This is a genomic window from Mycolicibacterium arabiense, assembly GCF_010731815.2.
Taxonomy (GTDB): Bacteria; Actinomycetota; Actinomycetes; order Mycobacteriales; family Mycobacteriaceae; genus Mycobacterium; species Mycobacterium arabiense.
The window spans coordinates 5,164,284-5,188,067 of the sequence record NZ_AP022593.1; the positions used below are offsets into that span (position 1 = coordinate 5,164,284).

27 protein-coding genes are annotated in these 23,784 nt (G+C 69.7%); 14 read left to right on the forward strand and 13 right to left on the reverse strand.

Annotation, left to right across the window (positions count from 1 at the left end; genetic code table 11):
- Positions 1-13: 13 nt before the first annotated feature.
- Positions 14-1,084, reverse strand: coding sequence for an NAD-dependent epimerase/dehydratase family protein (locus G6N61_RS26585; protein WP_163923426.1), 1,071 nt, complete (start codon positions 1,082-1,084; stop codon positions 14-16).
- Positions 1,085-1,309: 225 nt separating this feature from the next.
- Between G6N61_RS26585 and G6N61_RS26590 the strand changes: the two genes are divergently transcribed.
- Complete coding sequence (locus G6N61_RS26590; RefSeq protein ID WP_163923428.1) at positions 1,310-1,777, forward strand: DUF5994 family protein; 468 nt, start codon at positions 1,310-1,312, stop codon at positions 1,775-1,777.
- A complete protein-coding gene (locus tag G6N61_RS26595) occupies positions 1,774-3,408 on the forward strand; it encodes a fatty acyl-AMP ligase (RefSeq protein WP_163923431.1) in 1,635 nt (544 codons plus the stop codon). The genes G6N61_RS26590 and G6N61_RS26595 overlap by 4 nt, the downstream gene beginning before the upstream one ends.
- A gap of 6 nt (positions 3,409-3,414) precedes the next feature.
- On the opposite strand, the gene G6N61_RS26600 is transcribed toward G6N61_RS26595, so the two are convergent.
- From G6N61_RS26600 to G6N61_RS26615, 4 genes are all read right to left on the reverse strand, one after another.
- Positions 3,415-4,503 carry a 3-beta-hydroxysteroid dehydrogenase gene (locus G6N61_RS26600; RefSeq protein WP_163923434.1) on the reverse strand — a complete coding sequence of 363 codons (1,089 nt, stop codon included), beginning with the start codon at positions 4,501-4,503 and terminating at the stop codon, positions 3,415-3,417.
- A 64-nt stretch (positions 4,504-4,567) separates the two neighbouring features.
- Positions 4,568-4,780: an exodeoxyribonuclease VII small subunit gene (locus G6N61_RS26605; RefSeq protein WP_163923437.1), complete on the reverse strand. Its 213-nt coding sequence runs from the start codon at positions 4,778-4,780 to the stop codon at positions 4,568-4,570.
- Positions 4,767-6,026: an exodeoxyribonuclease VII large subunit gene (xseA, locus tag G6N61_RS26610; RefSeq protein ID WP_163923440.1), complete on the reverse strand. Its 1,260-nt coding sequence runs from the start codon at positions 6,024-6,026 to the stop codon at positions 4,767-4,769. Before xseA ends, G6N61_RS26605 begins: the two co-directional genes overlap by 14 nt.
- A gap of 28 nt (positions 6,027-6,054) precedes the next feature.
- A complete protein-coding gene (locus G6N61_RS26615) occupies positions 6,055-6,624 on the reverse strand; it encodes a lipid droplet-associated protein (protein ID WP_163923443.1) in 570 nt (189 codons plus the stop codon).
- 52 nt (positions 6,625-6,676) lie between these two features.
- Here G6N61_RS26615 and G6N61_RS26620 point away from each other — a divergent pair, with 52 nt between their 5' ends.
- Positions 6,677-7,678 (forward strand): 4-hydroxy-3-methylbut-2-enyl diphosphate reductase, encoded by a 1,002-nt coding sequence (locus G6N61_RS26620; RefSeq protein WP_163923446.1) that lies wholly within the window; start codon positions 6,677-6,679, stop codon positions 7,676-7,678.
- A 12-nt stretch (positions 7,679-7,690) separates the two neighbouring features.
- On the opposite strand, the gene G6N61_RS26625 is transcribed toward G6N61_RS26620, so the two are convergent.
- Positions 7,691-8,875: a DUF6542 domain-containing protein gene (locus G6N61_RS26625; RefSeq protein WP_163923449.1), complete on the reverse strand. Its 1,185-nt coding sequence runs from the start codon at positions 8,873-8,875 to the stop codon at positions 7,691-7,693.
- Positions 8,876-8,958: 83 nt separating this feature from the next.
- On the opposite strand from G6N61_RS26625, the gene ychF reads away from it, so the two are divergent.
- The 3 genes from ychF to G6N61_RS26640 all read left to right on the forward strand — a co-directional run bounded on the left by ychF (position 8,959) and on the right by G6N61_RS26640 (position 10,870).
- Positions 8,959-10,032, forward strand: coding sequence for a redox-regulated ATPase YchF (gene ychF / locus G6N61_RS26630; protein ID WP_163923453.1), 1,074 nt, complete (start codon positions 8,959-8,961; stop codon positions 10,030-10,032).
- Between the two features lie 85 nt (positions 10,033-10,117).
- Positions 10,118-10,477 (forward strand): DUF732 domain-containing protein, encoded by a 360-nt coding sequence (locus G6N61_RS26635; RefSeq protein WP_163923456.1) that lies wholly within the window; start codon positions 10,118-10,120, stop codon positions 10,475-10,477.
- A 42-nt stretch (positions 10,478-10,519) separates the two neighbouring features.
- On the forward strand, positions 10,520-10,870 hold the full coding sequence (locus tag G6N61_RS26640) for a hypothetical protein (RefSeq protein ID WP_163923459.1): 351 nt from the start codon (positions 10,520-10,522) through the stop codon (positions 10,868-10,870).
- A 54-nt stretch (positions 10,871-10,924) separates the two neighbouring features.
- Here G6N61_RS26640 and G6N61_RS26645 read toward each other — a convergent pair whose 3' ends face one another.
- Positions 10,925-11,329, reverse strand: a complete 405-nt coding sequence (locus tag G6N61_RS26645) for a hypothetical protein (protein ID WP_163923462.1) — start codon at positions 11,327-11,329, stop codon at positions 10,925-10,927.
- 210 nt (positions 11,330-11,539) lie between these two features.
- Here G6N61_RS26645 and G6N61_RS26650 point away from each other — a divergent pair, with 210 nt between their 5' ends.
- Positions 11,540-11,989 (forward strand): lipoprotein LpqH, encoded by a 450-nt coding sequence (locus G6N61_RS26650; RefSeq protein WP_163923465.1) that lies wholly within the window; start codon positions 11,540-11,542, stop codon positions 11,987-11,989.
- A 120-nt stretch (positions 11,990-12,109) separates the two neighbouring features.
- Here G6N61_RS26650 and G6N61_RS26655 read toward each other — a convergent pair whose 3' ends face one another.
- Positions 12,110-12,802: a guanylate cyclase gene (locus G6N61_RS26655; protein ID WP_163923468.1), complete on the reverse strand. Its 693-nt coding sequence runs from the start codon at positions 12,800-12,802 to the stop codon at positions 12,110-12,112.
- 27 nt (positions 12,803-12,829) lie between these two features.
- Between G6N61_RS26655 and G6N61_RS26660 the strand changes: the two genes are divergently transcribed.
- Positions 12,830-13,000 (forward strand): hypothetical protein, encoded by a 171-nt coding sequence (locus tag G6N61_RS26660; protein WP_170314493.1) that lies wholly within the window; start codon positions 12,830-12,832, stop codon positions 12,998-13,000.
- Here G6N61_RS26660 and G6N61_RS26665 read toward each other — a convergent pair.
- The 4 genes from G6N61_RS26665 to G6N61_RS26680 all read right to left on the reverse strand — a co-directional run bounded on the left by G6N61_RS26665 (position 12,997) and on the right by G6N61_RS26680 (position 18,257).
- A complete protein-coding gene (locus tag G6N61_RS26665) occupies positions 12,997-13,770 on the reverse strand; it encodes an adenylate/guanylate cyclase domain-containing protein (RefSeq protein WP_163925126.1) in 774 nt (257 codons plus the stop codon). The genes G6N61_RS26660 and G6N61_RS26665 overlap by 4 nt on opposite strands.
- 147 nt (positions 13,771-13,917) lie before the next feature.
- Entirely contained in the window at positions 13,918-14,325 is a 408-nt protein-coding gene (locus G6N61_RS26670; RefSeq protein WP_163923471.1) for a hypothetical protein, read from the reverse strand.
- A gap of 150 nt (positions 14,326-14,475) precedes the next feature.
- The gene (locus tag G6N61_RS26675) at positions 14,476-17,394 is read right to left on the reverse strand and encodes an aminotransferase (protein WP_163923474.1); all 2,919 of its coding nucleotides are present in this window, start codon (positions 17,392-17,394) and stop codon (positions 14,476-14,478) included.
- On the reverse strand, positions 17,391-18,257 hold the full coding sequence (locus tag G6N61_RS26680) for an alpha/beta fold hydrolase (RefSeq protein WP_163923478.1): 867 nt from the start codon (positions 18,255-18,257) through the stop codon (positions 17,391-17,393). Before G6N61_RS26680 ends, G6N61_RS26675 begins: the two co-directional genes overlap by 4 nt.
- A gap of 127 nt (positions 18,258-18,384) precedes the next feature.
- Between G6N61_RS26680 and G6N61_RS26685 the strand changes: the two genes are divergently transcribed.
- From G6N61_RS26685 to G6N61_RS26700, 4 genes are all read left to right on the forward strand, one after another.
- A complete protein-coding gene (locus G6N61_RS26685; RefSeq protein WP_163925127.1) occupies positions 18,385-18,858 on the forward strand; it encodes a VOC family protein in 474 nt (157 codons plus the stop codon).
- A 107-nt stretch (positions 18,859-18,965) separates the two neighbouring features.
- Positions 18,966-19,589 carry an Rv1363c family protein gene (locus tag G6N61_RS26690; protein ID WP_163923482.1) on the forward strand — a complete coding sequence of 208 codons (624 nt, stop codon included), beginning with the start codon at positions 18,966-18,968 and terminating at the stop codon, positions 19,587-19,589.
- The gene (locus G6N61_RS26695) at positions 19,586-20,209 is read left to right on the forward strand and encodes a hypothetical protein (protein ID WP_163923485.1); all 624 of its coding nucleotides are present in this window, start codon (positions 19,586-19,588) and stop codon (positions 20,207-20,209) included. The genes G6N61_RS26690 and G6N61_RS26695 overlap by 4 nt, the downstream gene beginning before the upstream one ends.
- 4 nt (positions 20,210-20,213) lie before the next feature.
- Positions 20,214-21,107 (forward strand): alpha/beta fold hydrolase, encoded by an 894-nt coding sequence (locus G6N61_RS26700; protein WP_163923488.1) that lies wholly within the window; start codon positions 20,214-20,216, stop codon positions 21,105-21,107.
- Here G6N61_RS26700 and G6N61_RS26705 read toward each other — a convergent pair.
- Entirely contained in the window at positions 21,104-21,907 is an 804-nt protein-coding gene (locus G6N61_RS26705; protein ID WP_163923491.1) for an SDR family NAD(P)-dependent oxidoreductase, read from the reverse strand. The genes G6N61_RS26700 and G6N61_RS26705 overlap by 4 nt on opposite strands.
- Positions 21,908-21,929: 22 nt before the next feature.
- On the opposite strand from G6N61_RS26705, the gene G6N61_RS26710 reads away from it, so the two are divergent.
- A complete protein-coding gene (locus G6N61_RS26710) occupies positions 21,930-23,207 on the forward strand; it encodes a DUF1298 domain-containing protein (protein ID WP_163923495.1) in 1,278 nt (425 codons plus the stop codon).
- 34 nt (positions 23,208-23,241) lie between these two features.
- Positions 23,242-23,763, forward strand: a complete 522-nt coding sequence (locus G6N61_RS26715; RefSeq protein ID WP_163923498.1) for a DoxX family protein — start codon at positions 23,242-23,244, stop codon at positions 23,761-23,763.
- The last annotated feature ends 21 nt before the right edge of the window (positions 23,764-23,784 follow it).

The window sequence follows — 23,784 nt, forward strand, 5'->3', positions numbered from 1 at the left end:
GGCCGTGCGCTGCTCACTGGGTGACGCGGTCGGGCCCCGGGTCGCCCCACTTGGCGCGGATGGCGCCCCACGGGTCGGCCCACTGTCCCGGGTGGTCGCGGTACGCCGACTGCCGGCGCAGCATGAAGCCGACGGCCGGTGCGACCGTGCGCAGTGGGTAGCGCTTCCAGCCGGCCTTGTCCGCGGTCTCGGTGAGGATGTCCGGGAACGAAACGTGTTGGAAGCGAAGCACTTCCTGCGCCCGGTAGGTGTCCATCCAGTCGGTGGCGAACCAGTCGTCGTCGCTGTCGGGGTTGCCGCGCCGACCGATCGGCAGGGCGCCGACGAGTCCCATCGCCGCGGCGGTCGCGGGACCGATGTCACCCTGGGTGAGTCGGTGGGTGGCGTCGTCGCCGCCGATGAGGAGGATCTCGCCGACGCAGTCCGCGATGGTCGCCGCGGCGAAGGCCCGTGCGACGTCACGGACGTCCACGGTCTGGATGCGGCCGTCGGTGGGCAGGGCGCTTTCGAAGAAGAGGAATTCCGGCTTCATGTCGAAGCTGATGTCGGTGGTCAGCACGCCACCGAGGCGCAGCACCACCCAGTCCAGCGCCGACGACCGGACGAGTTCCTCGGCCTCGGCCTTGTGCGTGCCGTAGAGATCCGTCGGGTGCATCGGGGTCTCGGCGGACAGCAGATCGGTGATGCGGTGCGGGTTGCGCGCGCCGTAGACCGCGACGCTGGACGCCTGGACGAACCGCGGAGGGGTGTCCTGGGCCAGCGCGGCGTGGACGAGGTAGCCCGTGGCATCGACACTGACCTTGCGCGCCAACGCCGCTCGCGCATAGCAGAACGGGGCGATGATCGCCGCGAGGTGGATGATCGCGGCGGGCTGGACGGCGCCGAGCAATCCGGCGACCTCCGCCGGGTCGGTCAGATCGGCCCACCGCACCTCGACACCCGGCGGCAGGTCGCCTGCGGCCTTGCGGTTCTCCGGCACGTCGAGGTCGGTCGCCACGACGTTGCGTCCATCGGCTGCGAGCCGCTTCACCGTGGCCGACCCGACGAGGCCGAAAGCCCCCGTCACCAGCACTGCGTCCGACATGACCCTCCCTAGACCGGCTTACCACCTCGCACTCTAGAGGGATGTGCGGGCGCCTTTCGGCAACTCCCCGCCGTCGAGGCACTTCATTCTTCCGGCACCGAGTCGATATCTCGCCGCGACCGCGTCCGCCATGGTTCGGGCCATGCGTGGGTTACGCTCGGACGGTCGCGAGCTACTCGCGTGGTCAAGCAATCGGCCACCGTTTGCGACTGCTCGGCTACCTGGATGGGAGCACCGTCCATGGTGTCGACACGTCCCCCGGACAAGACTTCTTCTCGACTGGCGTTCTGCGAGCGGTCTACGACCCGCGGCGGCGTCGACGGCGTGTGGTGGCCCAATAGCGCCGACCTGCGAACCGAACTGCCCGATCTGATGTCGATCCTCGGATCGATGATCGGCGAGGTCAGACGCGTGGTGTACGACCCAAGAGCCTGGCGCACGGCGCCCTCCCGGGTGATCAGACGCGGTGTGGCGGTGTGCGTCGACCCGTACTCGCTGGTCTCCCCGGGCATGATCTACCTCGTCGGAAGCCACTCGCGCGATGCGGTGTTGAGCATCGTTCCGGCCTCTTGCGCCACCAGCGTCGGCGACCGCGTGCTGGCCGCCGTGACCGCGTCGACGGTGCCGATGACGGCGTCGGTGGTCGTGCACCTCCTCGGCTCGTTCGCCGACGCCGAAGGCAAGACCGCGTGAGCCGCTTCTGCGACGCGATGTACGCGAACGCCAAGACGAGTACGTGCGGTTTCGTCACCGGTGAGCCCCATGCACCGCTGCGGCAGAGCTGGGCCGAGGTGCACGAACGCGCCAGGCGCATCGCCGGCGGTCTCGCCGCCGCGGGTGTCGGTCCCGGAGACGCCGTCGCCGTGCTGGCGGGCGAACCGGTCGAGATCGCCCCGACCGCTCAGGCCACCTGGATGCGTGGCGCGAGCGTGACGATGCTGCACCAGCCCACGCCGCGAACCAATCTGCTGGCCTGGGCCGAGGAGACCCGACGGGTGGTCGACACGCTCGGCTCCACGACGGTCGTGGTGTCGGAGCCGTTCATGGCCGCCGCGCCCGTGCTCGTCGAGAGTGGCGTCTCCGTTCTGGTGATCGCCGACCTGCTGACGGCCGAGCCCATCGACCCGCTCGACGTCGACGAGGAGTCCGTCGGGCTGCTGCAGCTGACGTCCGGCTCGACGGGGCCCCCCAAGGCCGTGCGGATCACCCACCGCAACCTCGTCTCCAATGCCGAGGCGATGTTCGTCGGCGCGGAGTTCGACATCGACACCGACGTCATCGTGAGCTGGCTGCCCCTGTTCCACGACATGGGCATGACCGGATTCCTGGTCGTCCCAATGTACTTCGGCGCCGAGCTGGTCAAGATCACCCCAATGGACTTCCTGCGTGACGTACTGCTGTGGGCCAGGCTCATCGACCAGTACAAGGGCACGATGACCGCGGCCCCCAACTTCGCGTACGCGCTGCTGGCCAAGCGGTTGCGGAACCAGGCGCAGCCCAACCAGTTCGACCTCAGTTCGCTGCGGTGGGCGCTCTCGGGCGCCGAGCAGGTGGAACCCGAGGTCGTCGAGGACCTGTGCGATGCCGGCAAGCCGTTCGGACTGCGGCCAGAGGCGATCGTGCCGGCGTACGGCATGGCCGAAACCACTGTGGCGGTGTCGTTCTCGATGAGCGGCTCGGGCTTGATGACCGATCGGGTCGACGCCGACATGCTCGCCGTCCTGCACCGTGCGGTGCCCGCGACCACGGGCAACGTCCGTCGGCTCGCGACGCTCGGACCCGCGCTGGCGGGGCTGCAGGTGCGCGTCATCGATCACGACGCCAACGTGCTACCGGTGCGCGGCGTCGGTGTGATCCAGGTTCGCGGAGAACCGCTTTCGCCGGGGTACACCACCGTCGGCGGATTCGTCTCCACGCAGGACGACCAAGGTTGGTACGACACCGGCGATCTGGGCTACCTGACCGAGGAGTCGCACATCGTCGTGTGCGGACGCGTCAAGGACGTCATCATCATGGGCGGGCGCAACGTCTACCCGACCGATGTCGAGCGAGCGTCGGGGCGGGTCGAGGGAGTGCGTTCGGGTTGCTCGGTAGCCGTCCGCCTGCACGGCGAGCGATCGCGGGAGACCTTCGCGGTGGCCGTCGAGTCGGCCGCGTTCGAGGATCGCGCCGAGGTCCGTCGCATCCAACGCGCCGTCGCCCACGAGGTGTTCGGTGAGGTCGACGTCCGGCCGTGCAAGGTCGTGGTGCTGGCACCCGGCAGCATCCCGAAGACGCCGTCGGGCAAGCTACGACGCGCGCACGCCCTGTCGCTGGTGCAGTAGCGGCGGTCAGGCGGTGGCGTGGGCCGCCTGCCCGGCGGCCTTCATCGACGCATACAGGTCGGTGTAGTACGGCAGGCAGTCGGCCATGGCCTGTTCGGTGGTGAACAGCGGTTCGTAGCCGAGGTCGCGCTTGGCCTTGTCGATCGAGAAGTAGTTGTCGAGCGTGATGCGCTCGATGGCAAGGGGTTCCAGCAGCGGCTTCGGCAGGCCGAAGCGGAAGTGCAGGAACTGCCACGCCGTCATCGCGAGCCAGACCAGGCGTCCCGGCACCCGGAACGTCGGGAACGGTTCACCGCAGGCCGCCACGACGGGCCGGGAGAACTCGAACATGTTGATCGGCTCGCCGTCGTTGACGAAGTACGCCTGCCCAGGTGCGGTGCCGCCCGGCACGAGGTGTTCGGCGGCCAGGATGAAACCGTGAATCAGGTTGTGCACGTAAGAGTTGTCGAGTTTGACGTCCTTGTTGCCGACCAGCACCTTGACATGGCCGGCGAGCACGCTCTCGAACACCTTGCGGAACATGGTCTGGTCACCGCGGCCCCAGATGCCGCTGGGCCGAATCGAACACGTCAGCATGCCCTCCACGCCGTTGGCGGCGAGCACGAACTTCTCGGCGACGACCTTGGTCTCGGTGTAGAGGTCGTTGAATCGCTCGGTGTAGGGCAGCGTCTCGTCGCCACCCGAGATGGCCTGTCCACCCATGACCACGCTGTTGGACGCGGTGTAGACGAACCGCTTCACCCCGGCCGCCGCCGCGGCGCGCACCAGCTTCTCGGTGCCACCGACGTTGACCGCGAAGCTGCGGTTGCGGTACTCCTCGGTCACCGAGGCGCCGCCCATCAGGTCGATGATGGCTGCGGTATGGATGACGGTGTCGACGCCGGCGACCGCGCTGGCGACGTCGCCGGGATCGGTGATGTCGCCGACGACCGTCTCGAGCGCGGGATGGTCGGCCAGCCGGGACGGTGCGCGGTCGAAGGAGCGCACGCGCAGGCCGCGGCTGAGGAGTTCGGTCACGAGGTTGGCTCCGACGAAGCCGGAACCCCCGGTGACGAGCACGTGGCCGAGATCGGTGGTCAGCGTTGGGTCACCCATGGCCGGGAAGCATAACTGAAACGTGTTCCAGTTTCGAGCCTACCGCTCGCCACTGGTTGCCATCTCAACCTTCGTCGTCGTCGTTCGCGGCGAGTGCCTTCTCGACCTTCTGACGGGCGCCCTCCAGATGCTGTTCGCACCGTTTGGCCAGCTCCTCGCCCCTTTCCCAGAGCTGCAGCGACTCGTCGAGGCTGAGTCCGCCCTGCTCGAGGCGGCGCACCACCTCGGTCAGCTCGTCGCGGGCCTCTTCGTAGCCGAGTTGACTAATGGGCTTCATCTTCCCCCTCGCTCACGGCCCCGACGGCGCCGTCGGACACTCGAATCCTCAACCGGCTCCCGGCCGGTGCGTCGGCCACCGTGCGCAACACCGTGGTCGTGCCGTCGCTCGCCACCGCCTGCACGACGGCGTAACCACGCGCCAGGGTCGCGGCGGGGCCCAGCGTGGTCAGCCGCGCCGACATGTGGCCGATCCGGTCGGATTCCGCGGAGATCATCCGGGTCACGTCGCGGCGGGCGGCGGCCCGGGCGCGGTGCACCTCGTCGGCGCGGGCGTCGATCGCGGCCAGCGGACGTGCCAGCACCGGCCGGCTCCGCAGCTGGGTCAGGTGGTGGTGCTCGCGCCGGACCCAGTTCCGCAGCGCCTGCGCGCTGCGGCGGCGGCAGTCGTCGACCATCGCCTGCTCGGCCGCTGCGTCGGGAACGATGCGCTTGGCGGCGTCGGTGGGCGTCGCGGCGCGGACGTCGGCGACGAGGTCGCACAGCGGATTGTCGGGTTCGTGGCCGATGGCGGTGACCACCGGCGTGGTGCACCGGCCGATCTCCCGGCACAGCGTCTCGTCGGAGAACGGCAGCAGGTCCTCGAAGCTGCCGCCGCCGCGCGCGACGACGATGACGTCGACCTCGGGGTCCGCATCCAGTTCCCGCAGCGCCTGGACCACCTGGGGCACGGTGTTGGGTCCCTGCACGACGGGGTTGCGGATCGCGAAGCGCACCGCGGGCCAGCGCGCCGTCGCCACCGAGACGACGTCGCTCTCGGCGTGGCTGGCGCGGCCGGTGATCAGCCCGATCGTGCCGGGCAGGAACGGAATGGGCCGCTTCAACCGCGGGTCGAACAGGCCCTCGGCGTCGAGCAGGCGGCGCAGCCGGTCGATGCGGGCCAGCAGCTCACCGATGCCAACCGCGCGAATCTGGTTGACGCGCAACGAGAACGAACCACGGCCGACGAAGAAGCTGGGCCGCCCGTGCATCACGACGCGGGTGCCCTCGGCGAGCTTGACCGGGGCGTTGTGCACCAGATCGCGCGGACACGTGATCTGCAGCGACATGTCGGCCGACGGGTCGCGCAGCGTGATCCACGCCGTGCTGGAATTGGGCCGCACGGTCATCTGGGCGATCTGCCCTTCGACCCACACCGTGCCCAGCCGGTCGATCCAGTCCTTGACCATCATCGAGACCGAACGGACCGGGTACGGGTTCTCCGGGGACTTGCCCGGCTTGTCCGCGGGCTGGTCCTGTTCGGTCATGCTCGGGCGAGCGCAGCGACGGGGAAGGTCATTTGGCGGTCGCGCGGGTGATCCTGTTGGCCAGCAGCGTCTGATAGGGAGCGCGCGCCTTCGTCGACTCCTCGTAGGCGAGCAGCGCCTCGAGGTCGTCGACCTTCAGCGAGGGCAGCCGCGCCCGCAGCTGGGCCAGCGTCAGGGTCTGGTAGTCCAACTCGGCGACGATCTCGGGCGCCTCCGCCGGTGCGTCCTCGGTGGTGACGGGGTTCACCGTCTCGGGCTCGCCGGTGCTGTAGAGCGCAAAGCGTCCCTCGGTCAGCCGCTCGCCGTCGCCGGCGCGGGCACCGTCGTCGTCGGAGTCGTCCTCGTCGTCGCCGAGGTCCTCGTCGAACGTCGCCCACTCGGCCTGCTCGTCCTTCGGCGGGAACAGGTTCTCCAGGGTCTCGTCGCCCCTGTTCACGAGGTCGGCGACGTCCTGCTGGACCTTCATGACCATCTGAGCCACCTGGCTCACCATCGTCATCGGGTAGGTGAGGATGGTCTGCGGTAGCCGACGGGTTTCCTCCAGCGCCGTCACCGCCGCGCCGACCAGCAGACGGACTCCATAGGGTGCAGTAGCCATGCGTGCAGCCTACGGCTGGCAGGTAGGGGGCGCGGGTAAGTACCCTGGTGGCATGCCACCGACGATCAACATGGGCATCCCGGGTGCCGCCAGCACGGTCGTCGAACGGACGACTGGAAAGCGCGTCCTGCTTGCCGAGCCACGCGGGTACTGCGCGGGCGTCGACCGAGCCGTCGAAACCGTGGAACGCGCCCTCGAGAAGCACGGTGCCCCGGTGTACGTCCGGCACGAGATCGTGCACAACCGGTACGTCGTCGAGACCCTGGCCAAGGCCGGTGCGGTGTTCGTCGAGCGGACCGACGAGGTGCCCGAGGGTGCCATCGTCGTCTTCTCCGCCCACGGGGTCGCCCCGACCGTCCACGTCGAGGCCGCCGAGCGCAATCTGAAGACCATCGACGCGACCTGCCCGCTGGTCACCAAGGTGCACAACGAGGCCAAACGGTTCGCCCGCGACGACTTCGACATCCTGCTCGTCGGCCACGAAGGGCACGAAGAGGTCGTCGGCACCGCAGGCGAGGCACCCGACCACGTGCAGGTCGTCGACAACCCCGACGCGGTCGACAAGGTCGTCGTGCGCGACCCGAACAAGGTGATCTGGTTGTCGCAGACCACGCTGAGCGTCGACGAGACGATGGAGACGGTCCGCCGGCTGCGGGAGAAGTTCCCGACGCTGCAGGACCCGCCCAGCGACGACATCTGCTACGCCACGCAGAACCGCCAGGTGGCGGTCAAGGCGATGGCGCCCGAGTGCGACCTGGTGATAGTGGTCGGCTCCCGCAACTCGTCGAACTCGGTGCGGCTGGTGGAGGTGGCGTTGGGCGCCGGTTCCACGGCCGCCTACCTGGTCGACTACGCCGAGGACGTCGACCCCGCCTGGCTCGAGGGCGTGACGACCGTCGGCGTGACGTCGGGCGCCTCGGTCCCCGAGGTGCTGGTGCGTGGCGTGCTGGACCGGCTGGCCGAATACGGCTACGACACGGTGCAGCCCGTCACCACGGCCAACGAGACTTTGGTCTTCGCCCTGCCCAGGGAGATCCGGGCGGCGCGCTCCTGACGGACCCTCGGGTCAGTCCTCGTAGTCCCAGGCGTCGCGACTGCGTCGCGGCCGGGTGCGGTGCTCGACGCGCGGATCGTCGTCGTCGGAGCCGCGGTAGCGAACCCGTGACACCGGGTGGTGCGTGCTGTCAGCGTGGCTGCGGCCATTGCTCGACGGCGTGCCGTTGACCGGTCCCTCGAAGGGGTCGTAGGAGTCGCGGGACTCGTAGGAATCGCGGTAGGACCGACGTTCGGAACGACCCTCGGGCCGCTCGTAGCGCTCCGACCGATCCCGCCGCACGGGCCGTTCGCTGCGCGCCGCCCGTTCGCTGCGATCACCGGTGCTGCGACGCGCGACCGGCGGCGCATCGCGTCGCTCCCTCGCGTCATCGCTGCGGGGCCGACGACGCGGCTCCGACTCGGGGTCGACCGGCGGACGGGTACGGCGCGGACGCGGCGGCACCGCGTCGATGATCTCGGTCTCCGGCGGGCGGGTATGGCGGGACCGCGACGCACTGCCCGCCGGGCGGGCCTTGCGGGGCCGTGGCGAGTCGTCGTCGGCTGGGCCGTCACGGTCGATTGAGTGCCTGCGGCTGCGCCGGCCGTCAGACGTCCTGTCGGGCCTGTCGCCCCGTTCGGCCCTGGGTGCTCTGGCGGGCTTGGGCGACTTGACGGGCGGGTCCTCGTCGGCGTCGTCCACCACGGTGGTTCGCCTGCTGCGGCGCTTGCTGGGGGCCTCGTCCGCAACGTCGTCGGCGACGTCCTGGGGGGCATGTCGCTGCGCCGTGCGGTGCAGGTACCAGCGCGCAACACCGATCGCGAGCACCGTCACCGCCGTGAAGAACATCAGCGGGAACCGCTCGATCAACGGGTAGCCGCAGTTGATCAGGATGTCCTTCATGCCCTTGATCTCGCTGCTGTGCATGAGGAAGTACGCACTCGGCACGGCGACGAAGAGCAGGAGCGGCGGCTGGATCACCGTGGTGAAGAGGCTCGACTGACGCACCGCGAGCACTGCGAGGACGCAGCCAGTGACGTAGCACACGACGAAGGTGCCGCTGAGCGACTTGGTGCCCGAACCGGCGTCGATGGCGAAGCCGATCGCGGAGGCGATCACCGCCAGCAGCACCGCCCCCCACCAGGGCAGACCGGGGACGAGGGGCAGCACCGATCGCTGGTCGGCGGGGACCGCCGAGCGCGCACGCTGTCCTGACACACGTCGACCGTACCGGCTGCGACGCAGGAAGCGCTGCCAGCGGACACCGGCGTGCCAAGGCGCGTCTCATAGACTTCGCACCCGTGAGCCTCAACCTCGGAATCGTCGGGCTGCCGAACGTGGGCAAGTCGACGTTGTTCAACGCGCTGACGCGTAACGACGTCCTCGCCGCCAACTACCCCTTCGCGACGATCGAGCCCAACGAGGGTGTGGTCGCCCTGCCGGACCCGCGTCTGGACAAGCTGGCCGAGATGTTCTCGTCGGAGAAGACCGTGCCCGCGCCGGTCACGTTCGTCGACATCGCCGGAATCGTGAAGGGGGCGTCGGAGGGCGCCGGGCTGGGCAACAAGTTCCTGGCGAACATCCGCGAGTGCGATGCCATCTGTCAGGTGGTGCGCGTCTTCGCCGACGACGACGTCGTGCACGTCGACGGCAAGGTCGATCCGAAGTCGGACATCGAGGTGATCGAGACCGAGCTGATCCTCGCCGACATGCAGACGTTGGAGAAGGCGATCCCGCGGCTGGAGAAGGAAGCCCGCAACAACAAGGACCGCAAGCCCGTGCACGAGGCCGCGGTCGCCGCGCAGGACGTCCTCAACGGCGGTACCACCCTCTTCGCTGCCGGGACCGACGTCACGGTGCTGCGCGAGCTGAACCTGATGACCACCAAGCCGTTCCTCTACGTGTTCAACGCCGACGAGACGATCCTCACCGACGACGCGCGCAAGGCCGAACTGCGCGAGATGGTCGCGCCCGCCGATGCCGTCTTCCTCGACGCGAAGATCGAGTCGGAGCTGATCGAACTCGACGAGGAATCGGCCGCCGAACTGCTCGAGTCGATCGGCCAGTCCGAGCGCGGCCTGGATGCGTTGGCTAGGGCCGGCTTTCACACCCTGAACCTGCAGACCTACCTGACCGCCGGACCGAAGGAGTCCCGCGCGTGGACGATCCACCGCGGCGACACCGCACCAAAGGCCGCAGGCGTCATCCACACCGACTTCGAGAAGGGCTTCATCAAGGCCGAGATCGTGTCGTTCGACGACCTCGTCGCCGCCGGATCGATGGCCGCCGCGAAGGCCGCGGGCAAGGTGCGCATGGAGGGCAAGGACTACGTGATGGCCGACGGGGACGTCGTGGAGTTCCGGTTCAACGTGTAGATCGACACACGACGGGGTGTGTCACTTCCTTAACAGCAGTACCGTGGTGCTCAGCAGTTCACACCGTCACAACAGGAGACTCATCGTGATCACTCGGCGGTTGGTTCAAGTCGTCTCGTCCGCGTTGGTCGCCGGGGCGGCCGCCCTCGGGGCCGGCCTGACGGCCGCCGCGCCCGCATGGGCTGACGTGACGCCCCAGGATCAGCAGTTCCTGGACGTCGTGAAGCAACTCGAAGTTCCGGTGAACTCCGACGAGGACGCGATCAAGATCGGGCGTGAGGTCTGCCAGTCGATGGACGCCGGGCGGGTCGAACCCGTCCGCACCGTTCGCGGGCTGGTGACCGGGCTGCAGAATCAGGGCCTCGACAAGGGGAAGGCAGCGAACCTCGTCCGGGGCGCCGTCGCCACCTACTGCCCGCAGTACGGCTCGCTGGTCGGCCGCTGAGCCGTCGCGGCGGGGCGTAGCGTTCCAGTCGGAGGTGATCCGATGTCCGCTCCGGACGGGAACTCTGGCTCGGCCGACCGACATCGGCTGGAGGCCGAACTCGACGACTGCCGGCGGGATCTGGAGAAGGCGCGCGCCAACCGCCACGACCAAGAGTATCTAGCCGACGAACGCGACCGCGTAGCCGACCAACGCGATCACATCGCCGACGAACGCGAAGCAGTCGCCGACGAGCGGGAGCGGCTCGCCGACGTCCGCGAGGGGTCGCCCGAGGAGCGCGAACGCAAGCGCGTGCAGCGCGCCGAGGCGTCCGAGCAGCGCCGCCAAGCCGAAGCGCGCCGCGAACAGGCCGAGATCTCGCGCCAGTCGACCGACACCGAACGCCGACATTGACCCAGGCACGACGATGGCCGCCCTGCTGATGCAGAGCGGCCATCCTCGAGTGCGTCAGGCCACGAACGGGATGAACCGGTCGACCCACCAGATGCCCCACGCCAAGGCGTCGGGGTTGTAGACCACTGGCTGCGGCTCGAAGATGCCGAGGTCGAACCAGTTGACCGGGCGCCAGGTCGGGGGCAGTCCGGCGTAGCCGGGGTCGCCCCAGTGGCCGGGCGGCACGCCCGTCAGGCCGGGAACGTACGGATTGCCGTTCTTGACCTGCCCCGGCGGGCCGATCGGATTCTGGCCCGGCGCATCGCCCGGCAGCCAGTACGGGCCGGGGCCGCTGGGTCCCGGCGGACCGGGTGCGGGGTCGTTCGGCTTGGCGAGTGTTACGCCGCTACCGGCGCCGAGCACTCCGAAGCCGAGGGCCGCCGTGGCCACTGCACCTGCTGCGATCTTCTTGATACGCATCGTGAACTCCTCGTCCGCCACTGCCGTGTCCGGCAGCGGCACATCGACCGTTGTTCACGACCCATGCCGCAAAGCGGCGGGGGTCGCACGCGACCCCCCGACGCAACGCCTGTACCCGCCGTCGTCGCCCTACGAAACGTGTCTGGTCGTTCGAGGCGCCGAACCCGCAGGTAGCGGGTGGATGGCGGACGCGGCAGTCATACTCGAGACATGCGCGTCGCCGCGGTGAGGCCCGGTCGGGCAGTGGCGTGCGCCGCAGTCTTGATGGCCGTCGGTGGGTGCAGTCGCGGACCAGAGGTGGAGACGACGTTGGTCTTCGACGGCGAGCGTGGAGCCATCAGGACCGACGACGTGTCGTGTACGCGCGGCGACGGCGTCGTCGTGATCTTCGTCAACGGGCCCGGCAAGCAGATGTTCCGTGCGGTCGTGATCGAACGTGGCCGGCTGATCGCCGAACGGGTGGCATTGCGCTACGACGACGTCGCGGGATTCATCGCCGACCCGGCGGAGGTCGAGGTGAGCAGGGTCGACGAGACGTACCGGTTTCGCGGACGGATGCCGCCCGATGTCGGGGAGGCGACGTGGCACACGTTCCAGATCGAGACGAAGTGTCCGACGGCCGATGATGGAGAACCGGCGAGCCGTGCTCGGGGAGAGTGATTCGGTCCGTCGACCTCGGGGATGAACATCGACGGACCGAATCATGCGTGATAACGCATATGTCGTCGGTTTTATTCGGTGAGTCTCCTGGGTCACACCCGCAGCGGTGTCGCACCGCGGTCAGAGCACGACGGGAATCTCGTCGCCGAGCCGATATCCCTCCGTCAGCGGCAGCTCGTCACCGCTCCAGAACTTGCCCGGATCGAACCAGTTGTGGTGCTTCTCAGTCGTGAGCAGACCCATCTCCTCGTAGGTGATGGCGACCGTCTCCGCGCAGTAGGCCGTCTGCAATCCGACCTTGAGCCGTTCCCGCTTCTTCCGCTCGGCCGACTCCCGGACCAGACGGTGCACGAACGGGAGGCCTCGGGTGAAGTCGCTGACGATCGGCAGCCTGCCGCGGATCCACCGTCCGGTCAGACGCGCGGTCGTCGGGAACGCGGTGCCATCCATCCGCGCGATCACGCGCAGCATCGCGTCCTCCTGCGCGCGGTCGGCGTACGGCGTGAGCTGTCGCAACCAGCACTGCTGGCCGTACTCGTTCTGCCACTGCTCGACGGCCTGTCGCGCGTCGTTGAGCTGGACGCCGCGGTGGTGGGTGCCGGTCCACACGTCGAGCAGCTTCGCGCCCAGTTCGGCATGCCACATCAGCGGCGGCAGATCGTCGATCGCCACCGTCATCCCGACGTGGTTGACCGGCGCGTTGGTCATCGTCTGAATGGCCCGGTCGGGGCCGGAATCGCCGCGAAACAGCCACACGTCACCCGTCCGCGTCTCGGCCAGCGCCCGCTCCAACGTCACGGTGTTCGCATTCACCAGCGCAGCTTAGGCAGAATCCCTGTGATGCGAGGGATCTGGAAGTGGGTCGGGTTGGCGGGCGTCGCCGGCGTGGTGGCAGGTGGCGCGCTGGTCGCCCGCGACCAACGCAAGCGCAACGCCTACACACCGGACGACGTCCGCGCGCGGCTGCAGCAGCGCCTGGCCGAGGTGTCACCGCCGCCGGAGGACGCCTAGGACTCGACGGCGTAGAGCCGGTGGGTGCCGCTGAAGCCCTTGAGTTCCACCTCGCGGCCAGCGTCGAATTCGATGTCGTCGAGGGCGCTCACCGCGTCCCGGACGGGTTCGCTCACCAGGATCTCGCCGCCGTCGGCTGCCGCGGCCACCCGGGCCGCCATCGCGACGTTGCGGCCGAACAGGTCGTCGCCGCGGCGCACCGACTTGCCGACGTGGATGCCGATGCGGACCCGAATCCCGTTCGGCCGCTTGCTGAGTGCGTGTTGCATGCCGATGCTGCACCGCACCGCGTCCTCTGACTCGGCGAAGGCGATCATGAAGCCGTCGCCCTGGCTCTTGACGACGTGACCGTTGTGGCGCTTGACGTGGCGGCTAACCATCTTGTCGTGGCGGCCGATCAGGCGGACCCACGCCCGGTCGCCGATCCGCTCGTTGAGCGCCGTCGACTCCTCGATGTCGGAGAACAGGATCGCGATGCGGCCGTTCGGTGCGAGCCGCGCGAGGTCCGGCCGTTCCACCTCCGCCCAGTCGGCGAGGTCCTCGATGGAGGTACGCACCGCGGCGCCGAGGCCCTCCTTGCGGATGATGTTGGCCGTCTGCCAGACCTGCTTGACCGCTTCGCGCCCGCCGGACAGGAGGTTCGCACGGGTGTTCAGTCGACGGGTCAGCGCGTCGATCTCCTCGTCGCGCGCCCGCAGTCGCAGGGACAGCACGACGAGCGCGACGCCCTCGGCGACCGCCAGGGCGGCGAGGACGTAGACCACGATCATGGCTCCCGACACGGGGTCAAGTATTCAATGCCGCGTCCACACCCGGTGGGCTAGGTCGGTTCGCGGGGTACCTCCTCCGGCGAGCGTGCGTGTCTGCGGGCGACATGCCGGGTGGAAACCCGAGTTCGCGCACGCTCGCGCAGGACGTCAGACGCCGGTCGAGGAACCCGGCCGCACGATCATCAGCACCGTGACCGTCACCCACAGCAGATTGAAGACGCCGGTCGTCATCGCCAGCCTGCCGAAGCCCGCACCGGCCAGGGCAGTGCGCTGCGCCGGGAGGATGCTCGCCACCAGCACGATCGCCGCCGCGACCGTCAGCCCGATCGACACCAATACCCACGCGTCGGTGAGCACGCCCATCGACGCCGCGGTTGCAATTCCGAACAGCGGCACCGCGATGCCGACGGCCGCGTACGTCACGCAGATCCGGTGCAGCACCGATGCGACGGCGGGGTTGTCGGCGTAGCGAGGAAAGACGCTGGCCGCCACGGTGATCGGGCCGATGGCGAGGATCGCGAGGATCACGTGGGCGCTGAGCAGTATCGCGGACATCGCCACCGACGGTAGGGCACCCGTCGTCGCGCCACCGCTGCCAATCAGGCCACGCTGCGCCGGAATTCGGACACGAGCGTGCGTGAACTCGCTCCGGAGAGCGGCGTGTCGCCCGCAGACACGCACGCTCGCCGGATGAACTTGACGGCCCTACCAGCCTTCGGTGAGGACGCGGTCGAGGGTGTCGACGTAGAAGTCCGCGCCGGCGAGGTCGATGCACAACGGGGGCTTGGTCTTCAGGATGTTCTGGTGGTCGCCGGTCGGCTGGATCACGACGCCGAGGTCGAGCATCCGGTTGCAGATCGCCGTCGTCTCCTCGGGGGCGGGCTCGAGCGTCTCGGGGTCGCGGACCATCTCCACGCCCAGGTACAGGCCCATGCCGTGCACCGTGCCGATGATGGGGTGCCGGTCGCGCAACCCGAGCAGGCGCTCCTTGAGGTGGGTGCCGACGCGCTTGGCGTTGCCCTGCAGGGCCTCGTCGGCGAGCACGTCGAGCACGGTCAGCCCGATCACGCACGACAGCGGGCTGCCACCCGTGGACGAGAAGAAGTAGCCCTGCGAGGAAAAGGCATCGGCCACCGCGCGGCTGGTGATGACGGCGCCCAGCGGGTAGCCGTTGCCCGTCGACTTCGCCACCGACACGATGTCGGGCACCACCTGCTGCTGGTGGAAGCCCCAGAACCATTCGCCCAGACGGCCGTAACCGACCTGGACCTCGTCGGCGATCGCGTACCCGCCGGCGGCGCGGACCGCCGCGTAGACGTCGGCGAGGTAGCCGTCGGGAAGCGTCATGCCACCGGCGTTGCCGTACACCGTCTCGCAGATGAACCCGGCCGCCGGCCTGCCCTCGGCGGCCAGGTCGGTGATGCAGCGCACGGCATCTTCGGCGTACCGGGGAACGTCCGCGCCGCGGTACTTGCCGCGGAAGCTGTTCGGCGACTCGACGGTGTGCACCCAATCCGGCCGGGTGGACAGCGCGTTCGGGTTGTCGGCCGTCGACGTCGACACCGCGTCGGTGCCGTAGGTCCAGCCGTGGTAGGCCTCGCGCACCGCCACCACGTCGCGCCTGCCCGTTGCCGCGGTGGCCAGCCGGATCGCGAGATCGCTTGCCTCCGAACCGGAATTGACCAGGAACACCGTGTCCAACTGCTCGGGCAGGGTGGCCGCCAGGCGCTCGCTGTACTCCACCACCGCCTCGTAGTTGAAGCGCGAGTTCGTGTTCAGGCGCCGCAGCTGCCGCGCCGCCGCGTCGGCCACCCGCGGATGGGCGTGGCCCAGCACCGCCACGTTGTTGACCATGTCGAGGTATACCCGGCCCGACGTCGACATCAGGTGGTGCCGCCAGCCCCGCTCGATCTGCGGGGGATCGGCGTAGTAGTGCTCCTGCACCTTGGCGAAGCTGTCGTCCCTGCGCGCCAACAGGTCTCGGTCCGCCGAGTAGGACGCGGCGGGCAGGCCCAGCAGCGGCGCAGGATCGCGGGCCAGCGCCAGCCAGCCCGGCGCGAGTTCGGCAGTGGTGAAGGCGGGCGCCGGCGGCGCGCCGACGGGCTTGGCGGCGACGGCGAACCACTGTCCTGGTGCCGCGGTCGCCAGCGGTGTCCCGGCGTCGACGGGACCCGTCGCGGCCAACTCGACGCCCGCGACGGAGATCTCGAGATCGGTCGAATGCAGGACGAAACCGTTGTCGACGCGCTCGACCTCGCCCGACCACGGTGCGGTGATCGTGACTTCACGGCCGGGCCACAGCGCGATGCCGGTGGGCACGACGGCGGGACTGCTCTGGCTCAACGCAGGCGCGCGGGTCAGACGTGGGCGGCCGAACCCCGTGGCGACCAAGGCGGCACCGGCGCGCACGGCCTCGTCGGCGAAGCGGTTCTCGACGCCGGCCGGCAGCCAGCCGCCCGGCTCGAACGCGTCGTCGAACAGGTCGGAGGTGGAGGAGAGGTCGAGTACGGCGATGGTGTCGGCGGACACGTCGGCCACCAGGGGGAGCCCGGCCAGCGCCGCGGGCGGGTCGACCAGACCCAGGGCGTGCCGGATGACGCCGGGCATCACGTCGATCGGCAGCGAGGTCGCCAGCTCGAACATCCGCGCCTCGGCGTCGGACTGCTCGGTGAGGTAGGCGTTGTCGGGATCGAGCGTGGCCTGCTGCGCACCACTGGCGATCAGCACCGTGGCGCGCAGCACCACCAGCGGCCACACCGCGTCCGCCTCGGCGCGGGACAGCGGCCGGATCGCGTGAAAGGCCCTGACGCCGGGCAGGATCGAGGTCGGCGACGCGCCGGGATGTCCGAGCACCGACGACAGCCCGACGGCGAGTTCGGACACCGCCCAGGTGTCGGAGAGATCACCGAAGTCGATGATGCCGTCGGGCAATCCCGTCTCTGCGGACGCGATCACGTTGGCGTCGGTGAGGTCCAGGTGCACCGCTTGGCGCGGCAGGTGGTCGGCCAGTGCCGCGACCCGTTCCCCGGCCAGCGTCGCCGCGACGGTCAGGCGGTCGCGCACGTCCGGATCGGCGACGTGACCGGCCAGCGCGTGCACCACGTCGGCCCCGAACCGCAGATCCCACTGCAGCGCCCGGTCGAGCCCCGGATGGGTGAAGTCCCGCAGCGCCCGGCTCACCCGGCCCGTGAGAGTGCCCATCGCCGAGACGATCTCAGGGGAGAGGTACCCGGTGTCGACGTACGTCCCGCCGTCGACGAACGGCAGCAGACGCACGTGCGCCGGGCCGTCGAGCAGACCGTGGACCGTCGTCGACCGCGCACCCGCGAGGTTGGGCCGGGGTACCGCGACGCGCAGCGTCGGCTCGGCGTTGGCGATGAGCCCGGCGGCCTCGTCCTGAGCGTCGAGTTCGGTCGCGGTGAAGGCCGGGTTCGCCACCTTCAGCACCCCGAGCGTGACACCGTCGGCCCCGCGCAGCAGGAAGTTCTTGTCCTGTTGACTGCCAAGCGATTCCGCGCGCGCCGCGATGCCGTAGTGCTCGGCGAGCAGCTGTTCGGCCTGAGCCTCGCTGACCTGGGGTGCGGGGAGTTCGGGCTGCTCGAGAAACGTGAAGCCGGCGCTCACGGGTTGACGAACCGAACCACGACGTCGGTGAAGGCGTCGTTGTCGTCACCCGCTGCGGTGTGCCCGGCGTCGGACAGTTCGACGAACTCGGCCGCGGGCACCTTGGCCAGGAAGTCCTCGACGCCCTCGGTGCTGACGACGTCGGACAGCTTGCCGCGGATCAGCAGCAGCGGGATCTCGAGGTTCATCGCCGCCTGCTCGAGTTTCTCGACCCGCACGAAGGGATCGTCCTCGGGCTTGGTGAGGAACGCCGGGTCCCAGTGCCAATACCACCGGCCGTCGCGTAGCCGCAGATTCTTCTTCAACCCCTCGACGTTGCGCGGCTTGTCGCGGTGCGGAAGGTAGGCGGCCACGGCGTCGGCGGCGTCGTCCAGCGAGTCGAAGCCATGGACGTGGCTGAACATGAAGTCGCGGATGCGGGCGCTGCCGTCCTTCTCGAAGCGCGGCACCACGTCGACGAGGACCAGCTTGGTGACCAACTCGGGCCCCGCCTCGTGCGCGGCGGCGATGCCGGTCAGCCCGCCCATGCTGGCGCCGATCAGGACGACGGGCCTGCCGATCTGATAGAGCACCGCGAGCGTGTCGCTGCACAGTGCCTCGACCGTGTACGTGGCCGTCGGCGAGCGGTCGCTGTCGCCGTGTCCGCGGCTGTCCAGGGCGACGACGTGGAAGCCGGCGTCGGCCAGGATCTGCCCGGTGTTCTTCCAGGAGTACCGGTTCTGGCCACCGCCGTGCAGCATGACGATGGTCGGCCGATCGGCTGCCGAGGGGGCGTCGCGGTTCCACTCGTCGGCGACCAGGTTCAAGTCGTCGACGCCGCGAAACGACACGGTCTGTACTGCGCCCACGTTGGTCACGGCCATGTACTCCGTCTTCTGTCCTCGCCAGCGCTCATCGCCGGCGACCTCACGTTACTAATGCGGCTGCCCCGACCGGAGCCGACCCGGGAAGTCCGCGATGAGTTTCGCAGCCCGCGCCGGTCGGTACGGCATGCCCAACATCACTCCTTCACTCTGGTTCGACGGCGACCTCGAGGCCGCTGCCGCGTTCTACACCTCGGTGTTCCCCAACTCGTCGATCGAGGGATTCGTCCGTGCCACCGAGGCCTGGCCGAACGACGCGGGCGCCGTCGTCTACGGAACGTTCGTCCTCGACGGTCAGCGCTTCCTCGGCATCAACGGCGGCCCGCAGTTCCCCTTCACCGAGGCCGTGTCCTTCGAAGTGCTCTGCGCCGACCAGGACGAGGTCGACTACTACTGGTCGGCGCTGGTCGACGGCGGCGAGGAATCGCAGTGCGGCTGGCTCAAGGACCGGTTCGGACTGAGCTGGCAGATCGTGCCCAAGCGGCTCTACGAGCTGACCGAGGACCCCGACACGGCGCGGTCCGACGCAGCGGTCACGGCCATGATGGGCATGCGCAAGATCGTGATCGCCGACCTGGAGGCCGCCGCGGACGGAGTCTGATCCCCGCGAGTCGCCGCACCAGACGCTCCGACGGGCACGTACTTTGGACCGGACCCACACGCGTACACGCGGGCCGCCCCGGTTCGCAGCGCCACGGAGGAGCACACATGGCAGACGACGATGCTGCCCCGACGGCCGAGGTGACCGGCGCCGATCAGCCGACCGCGGACGGCGAACCGACCGAGGCCGCCGAGGCCACCGAAGCGTCCGACACCGCAACCGCGTCGGAGCCGGCTCCGGCGGCACCGACGTCGCACGTGCAGCTGGCCCTCATCGCCGGGCTGGTGCTCATGCTGGCACTGAGTGGGCTCACCGGGTGGCTTGCGTTCCGCGCCCATCAGTCGAGCGAACTCGCCGACCAGCGGGAAGTGTTCCTGCAGGTGGGCAAGCAGGGTGCCATCAACCTGACCACCATCGACTACACCCGGGTCGACGCGGACGTGCAACGCATCCTCGACTCGGCCACCGGTGCGTTCTACGACGACTTCCAGCGGCGCGCCCAACCGTTCGCGGAGGTGGTCAAGCAGGTGAAGTCGAAGTCCGTCGGCTCGGTGACCGAGGCCGGCATCAAGGACCAGACCGCCGACGGTGCCAAGGTCGTCCTCGCGGTCACCGTCGACACCGCGGTCGAGGGTCAGCCCCCGCAGACGCCGCGATCCTGGCGCATGCTCATCTCGGTGCAGCAGGTCGGGGCCGATGCAAAGGTGTCCAACGTGGAGTTCGTGGCATGACGGATCGCACGGTTCCAGGCGACGACGAGACCGCCGCCGTGGAGCCCGAGAGCACGGCGATCGAGGCCGACACCACGCCGGAGACGGCACACACCCCACCCGCCGTCGGGACGGCCACCACCCACGCGACCCCAGGGACCGACTGGACCCGCGTGCTCGCCTACGGAATCCTGCCGGGACTGGTGCTGCTGCTCGCGCTCGCCGCGGCGTACCTGAAGTTCGTCGACGACTCGGTGCGCACCGACGACGAAGTGCGCACCGAGACGGTCCAGGCCGCCAGCGACAGCACCGTCAAGCTGCTGTCCTACACGCCCGATCAGGTGGAGCAGCAGCTCGGCGACGCCCGCAACCTGATCACCGGCCCGTTCCTGGACACCTACACCGCGCTGATCAACGACGTCGTGATCCCCGGCGCCAAGGAGAAGCAGATCGCGGCGACCGCGAGCGTGCCGCAGGCCGCGGCGGTCTCGGCCGGCCCGGATCGGGCCGTCGTGCTGGTGTTCGTCAACCAGAGCGTGGTCGTGGGTAATGCCGCTCCGGCGAACACCGCATCGAGCGTCCGGGTGACCATGGACAAGGTGGACGACCGGTGGCTGATCTCGGGCTTCGATCCGGTGTGATGGCATGACCGATCCGCGAATCCTCGACGTATCGACGCCCGCCGTCGACGTGAAGGCGCTGGTGTGGGGACCCGAAGACGGCCCGATTGCCCTGTGCCTGCACGGTTTTCCCGATACCGCGCACGGGTGGCGCAAGGTGGCCCCTGCGCTGGTGGCGGCCGGCTACCGCGTCGTCGCCCCGTTCCTGCGCGGCTACGCGCCGTCGTCGCTGGCATCGGACGGCAGCTACCACGTCGGCGCCCTGATGGACGACGCGCTGCGCGTGCGCGACGCCGCGGGCGGCACCGACCGGGACGTCCTCATCGGGCACGACTGGGGTGCGATCGCCGCCACCGGGCTCGCAGCCATGCCCGGCAGCCCGTTCACCAAGGCCGTCATCATGTCGGTGCCTCCCTCGGCGTCGTTCCGGGGCAAGGTGCCCGACGTCGGCAGGTTGCTCGCGGGGATCCCGCGCCAGCTGATGCGCAGCTGGTACATCGCCTATCACCAATTGCCCTATCTGCCGGACCGTTCCGCGTCGTGGCTGATCCCGCGGCTGTGGCGGCAATGGTCGCCGGGCTACGACGCCACCGAGGACGTCGCCCTGGTCAAGGCGGCCATCGGGTCGCCGGACAACTGGCGCGCCGCGCTGGCGTACTACCGGCAGACCGTCCGCGCGAGCAAGCCGCCCGCGAGTTATGCCGAGCTGCACCGGCATTGGCTGTCGCAGCCTGCGCTGCCGACGCTGTACCTGCACGGGACCGACGACGGCTGCGCGTCGGCGGACTACACCCGTTGGGTGACGCGTGCACTGCCCGACGGCAGTCGGACCGCACTGGTCGACGACGCCGGGCACTTCCTGCAGCTCGAACAGCCCGACGTGGTCGCCCGGCTGATAGTCGAGTTCGTCGAACGCTAGCGCTTCTTCAGCGACGGATGGCTGCGCGCCAGGATCGGCAGCAGCAGCTTGCGTGGGAGCGCCTGGTACGCAGCAGCGCCGATGCGGTTGAACACGCCGGGCACGATGACGGTGCGGCCGGCGTCCAGGCCGTCGATCGCGGTCCTGGCGACTTCGGCCGCGTCGACCCACATGACCTTCGGCAGCGATGCCTCGGCGTCGGCGTCCGAAATGCCTGCCGCCGCACCGAAACCGGTCTTTACCGGTCCCGGACACAGCGTGGCCGACGTGACGCCGGTACCGTGCAGCTCCTGACCGAGCGCCTGGGTGTAGGACAGCACGAAGGCCTTGGCGGCGCCGTAGGCCGCCTGCCCGGGCAGCGGGCCGAACGCGCCGACCGAGGCCACGTTGAGCACCGCGCCGCGTCCCCTCGCCACCATGCCGGGGACGAACCTGCTGCACAGGTCGACCACAGCGCAGACGTCGACCTCGACGAGGTTCAGTTCGGCTGCGGGATCGGATTCGGCCACCGGACCCGACGTGCTGAGCCCGGCGTTGTTGACCAGGACGTCGACCACCAGGCCGAGGTCGGCGACGCGCCGGGGGAGTGCCGCGCGGTCCTCGGCGCTGGACAGGTCGGCAGGCAGCACATGCGCCGACGAGCCGAGCGCGTCGGCGAGGGCCTGCAGCTTCTCGGCGCGCCGCGCTACCAGGATCACCGTGCGTCCGCGCCTGACGAAGTCGCGCGCCAGTTCGTCGCCGATGCCCGACGACGCGCCGGTCACGAGCACCGCGCCGTCGTCACTTGCCGCTGGAAGCATCGCTGCAGCCTAGCCTTGGTCCATGACCGCCCGGCCACTCGCGCCCGCCGATGCGCAGACGCTGTGGCTGGCGGAGAAGATCCCGAGCGATCAGGTGCTGATCTACGGGTTCGACGGGGTGCCCGGCGACCTGCCGGACGCTCTCGCGACCGTCGCCCGACGCGCGCGGGCGTGTGGCGACCTCGCGGTGCGGGTCGAGAACCGAAGTCGCGGAGGGTATCCCGCGTGGATCGGCTCGGGCGTCGACGACCGGTTGGTCGTGCACGAGCCATCGGACGCGCGCTGGGCCGGCTGCCTCGCAGCGGCCGTCGCGCTCAGCGAGGCGCCGTTGAACCCATACGTCGCGCCGTGGCGACTGCACGTGTTTCCCGGCGTCGACGGGATACCCGGGTCGACCGGGCCGGGCACCGTGGCCGCATTCCACGCCGTCCACGCGCTCGGCGACGGCACCCGGTTGGCTGCGCTGGCGGCCACGCTGTTCGGGCGCCGGGGTCCGATACCCCAGGCCCGCCCACCCCGAGGCGGACCCGCCGCGATGCCCTGGCGCGGTGTGCGCGCCGCCCTCGCGCACCGAGAGATGGTCCGCGACGAGCGGTCGGGCGTCGTGCCGCCGCCCGCCCAGCAGTACCCGCTGCGGCGGACCAACGAGTGGTCGGCGGGCACGACGCTGTTGCGCACGGTCGTCCGCAGGCGCGACGAGTGGCGCGAGGGTCCGGTGACCGTGACCGCGCTGGCAGCGGTGTCAGAGGCGCTCGCCTGGCTGCTGCGCGAGTTCGGCGACGACCCCGTTCCGCTCGGCGCCGAGGTACCGATGGCCCACCGCGGCCCGCGCCTGGCCCACAACCACTACGGCAACGTCGCGGTCGACCTGCATCCAGACGTGCCGCTCGCAACCCGGGCAGCCCGCATCGCCGCCGACCTCGATGCCCGCAGGCGCCGTGCCGAGCATCCCGCGAACCGCGCGGGCGACCTGGCCTTCGCGGCGATGCCGGCGCCACTGTTGCGCTGGGGGGTGGGGAAGTTCGACCCGGCCGCGCGGTCGTCGAGCGTCACCGGCAACACCGTGGTGACCAGCGTCGACCGCGGCGCCGCGGACCTCGAGTTCGGCGGCGCACCCGTCGTCGTCACCTCGGACGTACCGGCGCTGTCGCCGATGATGGGGCTCGTCCACGGCGTGCACGGCATCGGCGACGCGATCTCGGTGAGCGTGCACGCCCGCGAGTCCGCGATCGGCGGCGAGGCAGGTCTGGACGGCTACTTCGAGCGGCTGGCGGCGGCACTCGGACCGTCGGGGGCTTGACCGCCCGCGTAACAGATGCCCTAGATTCTGTTACGTGGAAGCCTACGATTTCGCACTTCTGGTGCTGCGCGTCGTGCTCGGTCTGACGATGGCCGCGCACGGTTACAACAAGTTCTTCGGGGGCGGCCGGATCCCCGGCACCGCCGGATGGTTCGACAGCATCGGCATGAAGCCCGGCATGTTCCACGCCCGGGTGGCGGCCACCACCGAGGTCGCCGCAGGCCTGGGCCTGGCGGTCGGCCTGCTGACGCCGATCCCCGCGGCGGGCTTCGTGGCGCTGATGCTCGTCGCGGCGTGGACGGTGCACCGCAACAACGGCTTCTTCATCGTCAAGGAGGGCTGGGAGTACAACCTCATCCTGGCCGTCGCCGCGGTGGCGATCGCAGGCCTCGGCGCGGGCAAGCTCAGCCTGGACTACCTGCTGTTCCGCGATACCGGCCTGTGGGACTTCGTCCAGGGTTGGGGTGGCCTGGCGATCGCGCTGGTGCTCGGCCTCGCCGGCGGCATCGGGCAGTTGGCAATCTTCTTCCGGCCGCCCGCGCAGAAGGACGCCTAGCCCGCGAGCAGACGCAAAAGC